At 56.3% G+C, this 13,927-nt stretch carries 5 protein-coding genes and 2 pseudogenes; 4 read left to right on the forward strand and 3 right to left on the reverse strand.

Going from position 1 to position 13,927, the window contains the following annotated elements; translation table 11 throughout:
• Window positions 1-123 precede the first annotated feature (123 nt).
• Window positions 124-7,206 (reverse strand): GNAT family N-acetyltransferase, encoded by a 7,083-nt coding sequence (locus KPG66_RS07585; protein WP_237070499.1) that lies wholly within the window; start codon window positions 7,204-7,206, stop codon window positions 124-126.
• Between the two features lie 733 nt (window positions 7,207-7,939).
• Between KPG66_RS07585 and fabD the strand changes: the two genes are divergently transcribed.
• The gene (gene fabD / locus KPG66_RS07590; RefSeq protein WP_237070501.1) at window positions 7,940-9,937 is read left to right on the forward strand and encodes an ACP S-malonyltransferase; all 1,998 of its coding nucleotides are present in this window, start codon (window positions 7,940-7,942) and stop codon (window positions 9,935-9,937) included.
• Window positions 9,938-10,135: 198 nt separating this feature from the next.
• Here the strand turns inward: fabD and KPG66_RS07595 are convergent, their stop codons facing one another.
• Both KPG66_RS07595 and KPG66_RS07600 read right to left on the reverse strand, forming a co-directional pair.
• Window positions 10,136-11,002, reverse strand: coding sequence for a class I SAM-dependent methyltransferase (locus tag KPG66_RS07595; RefSeq protein WP_237070507.1), 867 nt, complete (start codon window positions 11,000-11,002; stop codon window positions 10,136-10,138).
• A gap of 286 nt (window positions 11,003-11,288) precedes the next feature.
• Window positions 11,289-11,604: pseudogene (locus KPG66_RS07600) on the reverse strand (dioxygenase family protein); the annotation flags it as partial.
• A gap of 11 nt (window positions 11,605-11,615) precedes the next feature.
• Here KPG66_RS07600 and KPG66_RS07605 point away from each other — a divergent pair.
• The 3 genes and pseudogenes from KPG66_RS07605 to KPG66_RS07615 form a co-directional block, all read left to right on the forward strand.
• Window positions 11,616-11,852 (forward strand): annotated as a pseudogene (locus tag KPG66_RS07605) (transposase); the annotation flags it as partial.
• Window positions 11,853-11,987: 135 nt separating this feature from the next.
• Window positions 11,988-13,364, forward strand: coding sequence for a hypothetical protein (locus KPG66_RS07610; RefSeq protein ID WP_237070511.1), 1,377 nt, complete (start codon window positions 11,988-11,990; stop codon window positions 13,362-13,364).
• Between the two features lie 182 nt (window positions 13,365-13,546).
• Window positions 13,547-13,927: helix-turn-helix domain-containing protein (locus KPG66_RS07615; protein WP_237070513.1), on the forward strand; the 381-nt coding region annotated here is incomplete at its 3' end.

A 13,927-nucleotide genomic window follows, 5' to 3' on the forward strand; every position in this document is an offset into this window, starting at 1 on the left:
TCATTCGTCAAGCCGTGCTCTGTCGCTTCGCGCCCTTCCAGCCGAACTAGGGCAACTTCCTCTGCGACTATGAGTCCGTATCTGGCTATGAGTCCGTGTCTAAATGTAGGATGGCGAGGCGATTCAACTCATTACGGGATATTTGTCTGCAGCTAGCGTCGCCGCCAGTTGGGGCGCCTGTACCGTCCACAGGCTATCGTCATCGGCCAACGCCTCGAGCAACCGGCAGTAGTCGGCAAACATCGCTTCGACCTGCGCCGGCGCCAAGCAGCCAGCCGCGAGATCCCAATGGATCAACAGCGCGTCTTGATGCTCGATGCTGAGATTGTCCAACGCCACCCCATGCGTGCGACTCGCGCTCTTGGTCAACCTCGTTCCGTCTGGTAGATCCAATGGTCCTTGCGGATTGAGCCGGGTAAAAACCACCGGAAAATTCAGCTTCCGCGGTTGCTGCTTATCCGTTGCTACCTTACGCAGCGCCTGCAAGCCGCTGATCGCGCCGTGGCGTTCGTCCTCCGTGAAGATTCGCTCACAACGCCGAACCCGCTCGATGAAAGTCATCGGTTCGTCGTTAAAGTCGATCCAACTCAAAGTCGTAAAGTCACCGACCAGCGCGTTGATCTCAGGGTGTACCGCAGGCCTGTGCCAGCCTGGAGCCACCAAAGTAAAGGCCTGCTTGCTGCTATGTTCGGCAATACTCCACGCATAGGCAGAAATCAGGAGTGCGTCCGCGCAGATGCCTGCTTGCGCGATGCGGTGGCGTAGCGCCGGCCAGCAATCAAGGCGGTGCTCGTAGCCTAGATACTGCCCCTTAGCATCTTTGTCACTCACCCGCGGCCCCTGCGGTAGCAGGCGGAATTTTTCTTGCCAGTACGCAGCGGCGTTTTGCGCCGCTGGCGAACGTCTGTATTGTCCAAGCGCTTTGATATAACCACCGAAATTAATCGATAACGGTGCCGGTGGGCGGCCATGGTAGAGGTCCAGCAACTGGCGGATCAGCAGATCCCGACTGGGCAAGTCGGCAATCAGCAGGTCTACCGCCAGATGCACCAGGCTGCACCGCCCGTCCAACTGACTGACTCGCAATTCGGCATAGGGCCAATCCCCCAGCGCCGTTACCCGACCGAGCATTTCATCGGCAATCTGGTCCACATCGACGCCCTGCTCGCTCAGTTCGAGTTGCAGTGGTGGCACAGCCTCCATGAGCTGCTGGGTGCCGCTGGGCAGAATGCGGGTGCGCAGCATCGGGTGGTGAGCCACCAATTGCCGCCAAGCCTGCTCCAACCGACTCATTTCAAGATCCTCTATGGCCACCGCCATATAAAGGTGGGAGCTGCTTTGCTTGGGATAAAGCGAGCGGCTAAACGCATACGCCTGCTGTTGATCAGTCAACGCAAATGGCGTTTTCGGCGGCTCGCTCGGCGCCAGCATAAAGGAGCCCGTATGCCCGGCGGTCGAAACGGGTAAGGGTTGCTTAGCGGCCATTAATCGCCCCACCAACTCACCCGTGTTTACAGCCTGCCAGTCAACCTCGCCATCTGCCAACTTGTGCAACAAATGGCAGTAGTCAGAAAACAGCTGGTCAATCATGCCATCCGGATAGCAGTCGATGGCGACGTCCCAGCTGAAACTCAGTGCACCACCGCACTCTCGCAGTTGATGATCGAGGTTGATCTGCGGCGTTTGCGTGACACAGTAGTGCTGCGCGTCGCCAAAGCTGTCCGCACCTCCAATCACTGGGTTGTTGAGCATCGACGTAAATACCACCTCGCCGCCGCTAAAATGCAGCGACTTGCCGCAGCGGCGCCGGGTTTCTCGCAGCGCGGCAACGCCGCTGACGCTCATATGGTCAATGTCCTCAAGCAATTGGCGCTGAACCCGCTGCGCCAATGCAGCCAGGGTTTCTTCCCCTGCGCCGACAAAGGCAAAAAAATGGTTCGAGATGAACGGTCCAATTACATGATCAATCGCTGGATGTAAGGGGACACGGTTATAGAACGTGGAGATCAACGAAAATGCTTTGCCTGCATTGGCCTGCCTAAGAATTAAGCCGAACAAGGTCAGCAACAATGCCGTACCTGAGATTTGCAACGCATCGCTCTGCTGTTTCAATCGCAGCCAGCGGCTTGGCTCCAGCGTCGAGGCCAGTCGTCGCCGCTGGCGGCCAGCTGGCCGTTGGGCCTTGGGCAAGCACAAACCTGGTGGCATTTGCGCCAGCTTGTCGACCCAGTATTGCAAATCACGCTGGTAGCGTGGAGACTGTTTGAATGCTTCCAGCGACAACTGGTAGTCCCGGAATGACAAGCCGTGATCTGGCAGCTGCGCAGCGGGATCCCGATAAAGCATCAACCACTGTTGCAACAGTAAGTCCAAAGAAGTGGCATCGACCACTAACTCGTCGATACTTAGGTGTACCCGGCTGCGCTGTTGATCCAGCAGCGAAACGCGGATTTCAAAAAGCGGCGCCTGCCCCGGTAGGTAGACGTTGTGGGACATCGACGCACGAATGGCTGCCAACGCCAACTCGCGGCCGGCCGTGTCGATTCGTCGCAAATCCCGTGCTTTGATGCGATAAGAGGCCGATGCTTCGATTTGCTGGCGACCGTCGTCGAGCAGCTTGACTCGCAGCATTTCATGTCGGCTCATCAATCGATTCCAAGCCTGATTGAGCCTGTAGACTTCGAGATCTGGCCAGTCGAATTCCAAATAGATATGACAGCCTACCCGCTCAGTCTCGGCCAGTAGCTTGCGCCCCGACAGAAAAGATTGTTGGATATCGTTGAGTGCAAAAGGCTGCCACTGATCGTTGGGTGCCGTTTGCAACCGAGGCACTGGATGATTATTGTCGCCCTGTCCCGCTAGTGCCGCCAGGCGGGTTTCCACCTCGCCAAGGCTCAGATAGGGGCTCAATTGCGCTAACGATACCGATAGCTGCAATTGCTGCTCCAATTTGGCTTTCAGACCGACTGCGGCCAGCGAGTTGAGGCCAAGGCTGGCCAAACTACGCGATTCACAACCGTCAAGCGCTGCTGGCTCGCATCCGAGTAGCCCAGCCAGTATTTGCCGAAAGCCTTGCGGTTGTGCCACACCTTCGCTTGTCTGGCAGGCTACAGCAGCCTGCCGTGGCGGCAGCCAGTGACGTGTCTTGGCAAAGGCATAGCCGGGCAGACTGATACGCCGCGCCTCACCGAGACGCGGCAATTTGAGCCAGTCTAGCTCAACGCCTTGCCGCCAGTAACCGGCCAGCGCTTGCAAATCGCAACGGGTAAAGGCCAGGTCCACCTCGTCGCTGATACCTGCCTGCAACGGATCGATTGCCATCGTGTCCGCATCGAGCATCGTGATTTCACTCATCGGCGCACGATTGAGTGCGTCGAGCTGCTGTTGGAGCGACACAATGCTGTCCACCACGCCAGTCCAGCGGCATGCCATCGCAGTGCGTCCCACTTGCAAGGTATAAGCGATGTCAGCCAAGCACAGATCGGGCCGTTGGGCAATATAGCGGCTTAGCCGCGCCGCTTGCTCCGTCAACCGCGCCGCATCATGTGCCGATAACAGGATTAGCTGGGGCCCGACATCCTCTTGTATCGCACGCTGCGGTGCGATGTACTCCTCCACGACTAAGTGGGCATTGACGCCGCCGAAGCCGTAACTATTGATACTCGCTCGCCGCGGTAACGCAAGGCCGTTCGCGTCCTTTGGCGCCGGCCATGGACGGCTGTCGGCCTGCAGCCGCAATTGGCGCGGATCCAGCGTGATCGCGGGATTCAGTTGTGCATATCCTGGGATCCCTGGTAACTGCCGCTGCGCCACAGCGTCGATCACTTTGAACAACGCCGCCATGCCAAAAGCCAGTTCACAATGACCGATCACCGGCTTCAATGTACTGATCGTCCAAGGACCATCGTGGTCGTCGTCGCTCAATTCGGCCCGGGCGGCCTGGATGGCGGCTATCTCTATTGCATCGCCGAGCAACGAGCCGACGCCGTGCGCTTCCACGTAACTGACGCTGTTCGGCTCCACGTTGGCCCTGCGGTAGGCGGCAACGATTGCCGCTTTCATGCTGTCTTGATTGGGCGCGGTCAGCGAAGCCCCTCTCCCGCCGTGGCAAACGCCGCTACCCTTGAGCTTCAAATAGATATGATCGCCATCTTGCTCAGCGTCCGCCAGTGGCTTGAGCAACAGTACGCCAACGCCTTCGGAACGCACATAACCATCGGCCCCCGCTTGAAATGAGCGCGTTTGACCGTGTGCGCTGAGGAAACCCATCAGCTGATACCCTGCCGTTTCGTCAGGCGACAACAACAGGTTGACTGCACCGACCAGCGCTTGCCGACACTCGCCGGCCTTGATCGCCTGCATCGCTCGGTGTAACGCCACCAACGCCGATGAACAGGCCGTGTTGCAATATTCGCTCGGTCCGCGTAGATCCAGGAGGTAAGAAACCCGGTTCGCATACATGCACGCAGACGAAGACGTCAGCAGGAATGGGCTATCTTTGGGGACTTCAACGACGCTGCGATATTCACTCGGTGCGGCAGCAATAAATACACCGGTGGGGCGACGGGCTAGCTGCGCCGCTGGAATGCCGGCATCTTCAAGCGCTAGCCAAGCATGTTGCAATAGCAGCCGCTGCTGGGGGTCCATTAGCGCCGCTTCCGCCGCCGACACGCCAAAAAATGGGTGATCAAAGCAATCAATATCGTCGATATATCCGCCTGCAGACCCAGCATTGGCGCGCCCAGCCGGCGCCTCACGGATCTGACTGGCGCCGCTGCGTACCGCCGCCCAAAAATCCTCCAGTTCCCCGCCGGGGAAACAACCGCTGATGCCGATGATCGCAAAGTCATCGTGGTCTTCGATTGAGGGGGATGGCGTTGTTTGCGGTGACGTGGTGGTGGATGGGGGAGTGAGTACGTTGCTGCCGCTTGATGACGGCGCCTGCCCGTCCAAACGTTCTTTTAGTGCCGCAACGATCTTGTCAATGCTGTTATGGCGAAAGAAAAATGTCGGCTCCAGCGTGAGCCCGAACATCGGTCCCAATTGCTCACCCAGTGCGAGAAGATCCGCTGAGTCTAGTCCCAGCTCCATCAAGCTGTGGCGCGACGACAGCCGGCTGTCTTCCGATTGACCCAAGCACCGGTTGACTCCCTGACGCACCGCGTCATCGATGGATACCGTGGGCAACGCCATCGGTGCTGTGGTCAGTTGCAGCGCTTGACGCTGGCGGCTGGCCAGATCGTAATGCACCAGCACGCCGTAACCCGAGTTGTCGTGATCAGCCGGACGATAACCCGCCACCAGCCGCTCGATCCGTGCGCCGTGAAGCTCATGAAAACGCAGTACCGGATCCAGTAGGATGCCTCGCTCGTCACGGCTGTGGATATAGTCACCCAAAGGAATGTGCCGATGCTTCGGATAGTCCTTGCAGCGGGTCACCCCCACCACGGTATCCACACCATTGAGCACAGTGCAGTATTGCAGCATGAATTCCAGCAACTGATCGCCATACCCGCTGGACTGATGGGCTGGCAAGATGTTCAGGCTCTGGACCTGGACTATGCTGCCTTCGGTATGGTAAAGCTGATCGACAGTCGCGAAGTTGACCCCGAAAAGGCCATCGATTTTCGTGATCCGCTGCGAATAGATTACGCCGACCACCTCGCCATCGAGTTCCAGTGCCAACTGTCCAGCTGACCACTGACTCAGCCGGCGACGCAGGATTGACTCGTCAACCCTTGCGCCGTCCGGCCAACAAGCCTTTTCCAGCCTCAGCAGTGCAGGCAGGTCATCGATGGTCGCATAGCGAATACGATATTCTCTGACCTGGTAGCAACCCATGGTCGCGTCGCAGTCAGCTCGATCCCGAGGCAACTTGTGCAACATTCCCGGATTCGCAAACAATCCGGCGCCGGCCAGTGCCATCAAGTAATGGGCCGCTTCAACACCGTAATGATAAGCAAAGCGATCAGCCAAGGCGCCGCTAGGGCGCCAGTGGCTTTCGCTAAGGACTACAAAATGGCTGCTCGCTAAAGCCGCCAGAGAATTAAACTGGGCTTGCAAGCCACCCATCACGCTGGCGCCATCCGCCGCCAAGCCGTTGGAGCGGATGTAATAGCGTTGTGGCGCCAGTTGCGATTGCGACACCGGCGTAGTCCCCGGTTCTTCGAGATTTTGCTGGCCCACACTTAGCCATAGCACTCGTTCGCTCGCCCCAACGCCAGCGTCTTCAAGGCGTCGTCGAAGCGCAGCCAGATCGCCCCACACGGCGTCATCCAGCACGAGCAACCGTAGTGGCGAGCTATCCAGCACCTTGCCTCGGGCAGTATGCTGGCGAATCCATTGCCACACGTCCTCCAGTGAACTGTTGGGACGACGGCCGAATTCAATGATCCAGTCTGGCTGCGTGGCCAACGGCTGGGCATCAAAAATCGTGCCCAATAGCTGTTCAAGCGCTGGCTGGTCGCCGCGCCAGATCTGCCGCTCACCCGCCTCCTTTAGCCACCGCGATGCGGTGGTCCATCGCTCTCTCGTTCCAAACAGTACGTCATCGAGAGTCGACGGTAGGCTGGCACAGTACGCAAGGAACGACTCGCTCAACAGCTCAGACAATAGTGCCCGCCGCGTTGGGTTGAGCGTCAGCCCCTGCTCACCACTGCTTTGAATCCACTGTCGAGCCACCAGGAAATCCGTCACCTGGTGCACCAACCTTGGGCTGATTCGGCCACTATCGATACGCTGTGGATCCACCTGTCCGGTGCCGTGGTCGATTGCATCGCTCAACGTCAGCCGACGCAATATCGCCAACGCCAACAAATCGTTGAGGCTGTGAACCAATGCAGAACAATGCAAATTCCAGTCCAACGCCGACAGCGACAACCAGCACGACAGCTGCGTCAAGTCTTCTTTGACGGGTTCGCGCTTAGGCACGAGCCACGCAAACATTTCATCGATCCGATCCGGCAGGGCTTGGACAGCGCATGCTTGGCGGTTAAAGAAATATTCGTTGCTGCTTGACTGGCCCAGCCAGCCAAACGCCTTGAGGCCATCAAACGCGACCCGCAACGGACCGACATTGACTGACGCGGTCAAGGCGAACTGTTCGAGCTCGAACGGCTGGCAGACTCCACGACGGGAAATCAGGCCACGACTTTCGAGACTCAGAATAATGGAAAGAAAAAACAGACGATCGGTAAAAATGACCATCAAAAGGTTTCCATAGCAATGTTTCAGTTATTAGATAGAAAATAGCTTAAAAACCATGTTATCTCAATGGTTTATTAAAACAGCACGATGGGTTCGCGGCATGCCCAAACTAGCGCAAGTCTGGAACAATCTGTCGTCTAAGGATAGGTTGATGAAGTTCCAAGACAAGTTTTGCTCACACTATGATAAATTTTGTAGAAATTCGGCTGCGTCACACCTACCTTTGAATGCAAAAATCACGATTGCTCCGTGTGCGCAGCGCTGACTATGTCGGCAAACCCAAGCGAAAAACGTCAGAACGTAGCAGTGTGCGGAATCGCGCGGCTAATCGCTGACTACGGTGTCCGTATGTCGCTTCATCACATTTCGGCAACCCTCGCAGCAGCGCTGCGCATCAACGTCAGCACGGTCATGCAGCATGGATCGATATCGTGTCGCAACAATGGCCGCATTGGTATACTTGGATACCCCGATACTGTTCGGGCGTGGATAGTACGAAACTACACCACGTGTTAAACGTATGCGGCAAAAAGCGGCAGTTTTCTTGATAGCGTCACGCGCTATGCGGGGCGACAGCCGAGCGTGAGCTAGCAGGGCGAAAAGCTGAACGTGCGTCCTAACACCGGTTTGCAGCGACGGACGTGCACCAGACATTCCAGCTGTACAGGACCGCAGAATAAGTTTTGGCTAGAATACTGGCTCCCTGCACCCTCCACCTCCCAGGACGAAATCTATGCCGTACCTCTGCGAAGGGCGAAAAACTTCTATTGTCTTTATGTTTCCAGGCCAAGGCTGTCAGTTCTACCAGATGGGCCGGGAACTCTATCAAAACAATTCGGTGTTCCACCGCTGGATGAACGAGCTCGATGCGCTGATTCGCGTCGAGCTTGGACATTCGTTAATTGCCGAAATTTACGATGCTAATAACGCACGTTCCAAGACGTTCGATGATCTTCGCATTAGCCATCCAGCCATCTTCATGGTGGAGTATGCATTGGGCAAAACGCTGATCGAGCAGCAGATCCAGCCCGACTATCTACTCGGCACCAGTCTCGGGGAACTGGCCGCCGCCGCCCTCGCAGAGACGCTGCCGCTGTCCGACGCCATTCGTTTCGTGACTCGTCAGGGTCAGCTATTTCACCGTCGTCAGTCTCCGGCCACGGAAGGGACGATGCTGGCGATTCTCTGCGACGAATCGCTTTACCAGCAAACGCCTCTACTCCATGATCATTGCGATATTGCGGCTTATAACGCTCAATCGCTGATCGTCATCGCCGGCCAATCCGCGCGGATTGCAGAGGCTGAACGCTACCTCAGCAGTCGAGATATCGTGTTCCAACGCCTGCCAGTCAGACAGGCTTTTCATTCCCGCCATATCGATTTCCTTAAGCCAGAGGTCGATGTGCTAGCCAGTGAGTTGCGCTTACGGCGCGCGCAGATCCCGGTGATCTCCTGCCACAACACCGAGACCTTGAATCAACTTACGACCGATCACTTTTGGCGGACCATCCGCGAACCGATTCGCTTTTCTCAAACACTGGCGCGGATTGAACGAGAAGCGGCCGAGCGCGGTGAGTCAATGATCTACTTAGATCTCGGCCCCAGCGGCACGCTAGCCAACCTAATCAAACAAAATATCCGCGACCGTCAGGCGCCACAAACTTTTGCGGTGCTCAGCCCGTTCGGCCGTGACCTTGAAAAATTTGATGAAACGCTAACGCTCGGACGGACACTAAAACCGCTACCCGCGAGCGCAACTGCGCCAGCACAACAAACGTCCCAGCAAGACCAGTCATTCGTGCGGCCTGCGCCGCAGCAAGTTCAGCAACCAGCGCATGGGGCGCAGCAGCCGGCGACGCGGCCAGCGACTGGCCCGAAGCGCGTCTACGTCTTTCCTGGCCAGGGATCACAACGCGTCGGCATGGGAGCGGAGCTGTTCGAGCAATTTCCCGATCACGTTGCCCAGGCCGATGAAATTCTTGGCTATTCGCTAAGGACGCTTTGTTTGGAAGATCCAGATCGCCAGCTGTCCCATACCCAATATACGCAGCCAGCGCTCTACACCGTCAACGCACTAGCGTTCCTAAACAAGCAGCAGCAGGATCGTCGCCAACCGGATTACCTTGCCGGCCACAGTCTGGGCGAATATTGCGCGCTCTTTGCCGCTGGGGCCTTTTCATTCGAAACCGGCCTGAAGCTGGTCAAAAAACGGGGTGAATTGATGGCACGCGCTACCGGCGGAAGCATGGCTGCGGTCATTGGTCGCTCCGCAGATGAAATCAACTCGCTACTATCTCAGCACGGCTTAAATGCTCTGGACGTGGCCAATTATAATTCGCCATCCCAAACCGTCCTCGCTGGTCCCGTTGAAGCTCTTAGCCAAGCCAAAGAGATCTTCCAGGCGCTGGAAATCACGGTTATTCCCCTGTCAGTCAGTGCTCCGTTCCATTCCCGTTATATGCAAAGCGCGATGGAGGAGTTTGGCGAATATCTGAAGCAGTTTAGCTATTCCCCGCTGCAAATACCCGTAATCTCCAATATCCATGCCGTTCCCTACCGGGATAACGAACTAATCGATAACCTCACCCGGCAGATCTGCGGATCCGTGCGGTGGGTTGAGACCGTTCAGTATTTGATTCGCCAAGGGGAGTGCGAGTTCGAAGAGCTCGGGCCAGGAAATGTGTTGACTAAACTAATCAACAGTATCCGAGCCGCGTCAACTCCTGTTTGAAACAAAGCCGCTGATCGTAGCCTACTGCTCTGATCGCGGCATATCCTCACGCTTTTGTTTGTTATTGGAAAAGCAGTGATGGTGCGGCTCAATCATTCAAGCGGCTCCATCACAAGCATGGCGAATAATGTGGGCTGAGATCGACAGGGCCAGCCCACCTCCAACAGCGCGAGGCTTACCCTAGCTTAAAATAAAAAATTACGCAGATTTTTTAAGACGCCAAAATTTGTACGCCAAATGGCCATTTTTATAAGCCTTCAGGCCACTATCGTCAAAAAAGTGGAGCATCGTATCGAATGCATGATACACGTCGGGCGGCAGAAGGCTATGCTGCTGCTTTTTTTCATTCACCAATGCCTTGAGTACGTGCTTTAGGTGACCTTGCTCGCTGTCAAAAGCTCTAGCCACTCCTTCAGAAATGTCAACATGATCCTCTACTTTAAACTGGGCGTTGCGGATCATTGCGTGATGCTGCTCTAATACGTTAGTGAAAAAATCAACGCCAATCTTATCTTTTTCGGACAACGCATCCTGATTGTCGCCCTTCATGGTATCGGCATAAAAAAACAAACCTTCTTTTTTCAGCACCCGCCGCACTTCTTCACCAAACCTATTCATGTCTGGATAACAGTGAGATGACTCGATGTTGATTACCGCGTCGAATTCTTCATCGGCAAAAGGTAAGTCCATCGCATCGCCGCCAATAAAGGACAGCCCGTCAAGACGATGCACCCGCTTGCAGAACTCGATATGTGCTGGGCAGAAGTCCAGCCCAGTCACCGATGCGGCGCCAGCGTACCTGGCCAGGTAAGAACAATTTCCCCCTCTTCCAGAACCCACTTCAAGGACCTTTTTACCGCGCAAATCGGCATCGCCTAAAATGGTTCGGATCAAGTTAGCTGAACATCTCTGCTCAAGGTCCTCCTCTTTGATCCAGTCAAAGTTGCTGCGATCGTCCAGATAGCCGTAGTTCAGAAACGTTAGGCGGTCATCGGGGAACATCCGAGTCATCATGTCATACCATTGGCTGATCGGCGATACATCTTTTTCTGACAAAGCTTCCATTCTTTACCTCGTTCTTGAAATGACTATTGAAATTTTTCTTATCATAACCTACTGAGCAAAAACGTTCCAGCTAGATTATTTGGGCTTGCGCAGCCAGCTGTTCACGGCAATAAGCGTATGCGGCACGCTTGGGACTGCAGGCGGTTGCATACGCACTCAATATCGGCCTGAGTTGTACCGAACTTGCCTAGCAATTCGGTCTCATCCAAGCCGACAGCATACGCGAGCGTATGCCGATTCGTTGTGAACGCACCAACCCACGTACAGCGTGCTAGCATGTTCCATGCGTCGCTAACGCAAAATCTTTCCGAAGATACGGATCACTTTCGATGTTGGTTTGCACCGTCAGCTGACGCATACCAAGAGCCGAAACAAAGAAGTGGATATGCGCGAGATGCAGATGCCTGCCGAGCTGTCCCAGCCACTTCTCGGTCAGGCTGCCCGGCGACACAGCGTATCCGTTCAGCATGATATTGCGGGAGCTGTAGCGGCCGTTGGCACCGGCTACGATTGAACGCCGCCAAGTTGAATGTCGATTGCGACTTGTCGAATGATAAGTCGTTACCCGAATGATTCGCATACCATAATTCTAAGATCACATTAAGCACTGACCGATCACCGCAATGGCACCCTCCCCAAGACGGTAATCACGCCCGCTGGCGAATTGAAGTTGGCTATCCTCCGTGATCGGCGGGCGAGGTCCGAGCTACAGCTGTTGGGTAAATATCAGCGCCGTCTGCCAGGTTTTGGCGATTACGCCATTAGCATGTATGCGCGCGCCATGAGCGTGCGCGAGATCCAAGGCCATTTGCTGGGACTGTATGGCCTTCGGGTGTCGCCCGATCTGATGGTCATACCGCGGCTTATCCGCCGGCTTATGTTAGCCGCCAAAAACCTCGCGCTTGTGACGTATCGTTGCGCGCCTGTGCTCACTTTTCGCTAGCCTGCTGCGTAACCTCGCGACGCGTGGCGTCTTCTTTCCTTCTTGCTGGGCTTGCCGATGGACTTCGATCTGAATGCCGCTTTAAACGACTATCAGGCCTATATCTGCGCATTAGAGGCTCGCCCGACACCCGCCGCGTCGGCGCCCCCGCCGCCGCAGCTATCCAGCGCCGCATGGGCCAATCCACCAGCCAAGCAGCCCACCACCTACCAGGATCTGCCGAGCGAAGTCATCGCGCGCATTGGTGACTACGTGCCCGTCCAAGACGTGATGCCGTTTGCCACCGTCGATCGGCGCACCTATTATGCGATGCAGACCCGGCGCCTCGTTCATAGCTATTGGCAACGAGCAAAACAAGCGGTGACCTTTGAGTCGATCAACCGCCTGCTCGATGAAATGGACGGCACGCTCGCCGATCCAGCGCAGCATGCTGAACCCCTGGACGCGCTGTGCCAGCGGCTGCGAGCATTACACAGCGCAGATCGCGGCGATGTGTTCAAGCGTTTATTCGCAGCCGCGCAGCGTATCCCGCAAGACGGCGTGCAGATACAAAAAGCGCTGTTGCTCATGCACCGGGATTTCACCTATGAGCGTGAACGGATTGAACTGTTTGACTTTGCCTACGCGCTGGCCGAACAGCGCAAGCCTGGGCAAGACAATGTGTGGCCAGAACTGGCGCTTGGGCTGTCGAATTTCTCACCCGATACCCCCGAAACCCCTCACTTTGCTCAGTGGTATTACGCGATTCTGGCACGGCTGCCGTCATTGAGCGTAGCCGAGCAAGCGCAGATCATTCCCACATTGGCCCGTGTACTAAATAAATTTAATAAAGCAGACCCGCGCATCCCCGAACTCTATACACTCTTATACGACTACGCGTTACGCTTGCCCCCCTCTCATCAAGGCGCATCGGTCGGCGCGTTGGCAAGTTACGTGTGGCGCTTTCCGGAAGCGGAGCGATCCGTGTGGTATGCGCAGATGCGCGATTGGGCGCTGTCGCTGCCCGACAACCAGTGGGGGGTCGCGCTGCAGCGTTTGCCCGAAGGACTAGGCAGGTTCTCACCTAAGCGACAAGCGCAGGAGCTAGCGTTGCTTGAACGCTATCTGGGGCGCGTGCCGACGGCGCAGCGCACGCAAGCAGCAGTCGGGTTAATCAGAAGTATCTATTTCATCAATGACACGCTAGCCAAGCGGGGATGGCGGCAGGGATTGAGTCTACTGAACGGGGCGGGCGAAGACGCTTTATGGGAAGTACTGACCGAGCTTCGGGCCAATGGGGTGCTATGTCGCCGGAACAATCGCCAATGGAAAGTGGCGATGGGCGAGATCACGCGCTTTATGAAAGCCAACCAGTTTTCCAAACCCGCCCAGGCGCGAATCCAAGACAGTGCGACCTGGCTCAGAAGTGAGCCAGATTAACAACAACAGTGGTCCAAGAACACCAATCCGTTAGGGCATTGCATAGCGATGATCTGCCTGATTTCTTTCTACAGTGAACTAGACTAAATCTGACAGTGGTTGGTTTTTCATGCTGGCGCGCATTGGCGCTCAGGGCGTAGCCCGTAGCGGCAATGCACGCCGCTAACAGCAAGGAGTCCGCCATGACTCAGGAACAGAAGGTCATCCGTGCCAAAGTCGGCATGCTCGAACTGGCCCGGCAACTGGGCAACGTCAGCCAAGCTTGTCGCGTGATGGGTTACTCACGCGACAGCTTCTACCGATTTAAGGAACTGTACGACCGAGGCGGCGAGGCCGCGTTGCAGGAGATTTCCCATCACCGGCCGCTGCTCAAGAACCGCGTGGTCCCGCAGGTCGAGGCCGCCGTGGTCGAACTGGCTCTAGAATTACCTGCCTACGGCCAGATTCGGATCGCCAACGAAGTCCTCAAGCGGCATGCCCTGTCCGTTTCGCCACAGGGTGCCCGTAGCATCTGGCTGCGCCACGATTTGGAGATCATGCCCAAGCGCCTGAAGGCCCTGGAA

It is taken from the genome of Mycetohabitans sp. B2 (assembly GCF_021733735.1).
Classification (GTDB): Bacteria; Pseudomonadota; Gammaproteobacteria; order Burkholderiales; family Burkholderiaceae; genus Mycetohabitans; species Mycetohabitans rhizoxinica.

Coding starts and splice junctions, on each gene's coding strand:
- fabD (WP_237070501.1), top strand. CDS start 7,940: ATGCCGTACCTCTGCGAAGGGCGAAAAACTTCTATTGTCTTTATGTTT.
- KPG66_RS07585 (WP_237070499.1), bottom strand. CDS start 7,206: ATGGTCATTTTTACCGATCGTCTGTTTTTTCTTTCCATTATTCTGAGT.
- KPG66_RS07595 (WP_237070507.1), bottom strand. CDS start 11,002: ATGGAAGCTTTGTCAGAAAAAGATGTATCGCCGATCAGCCAATGGTAT.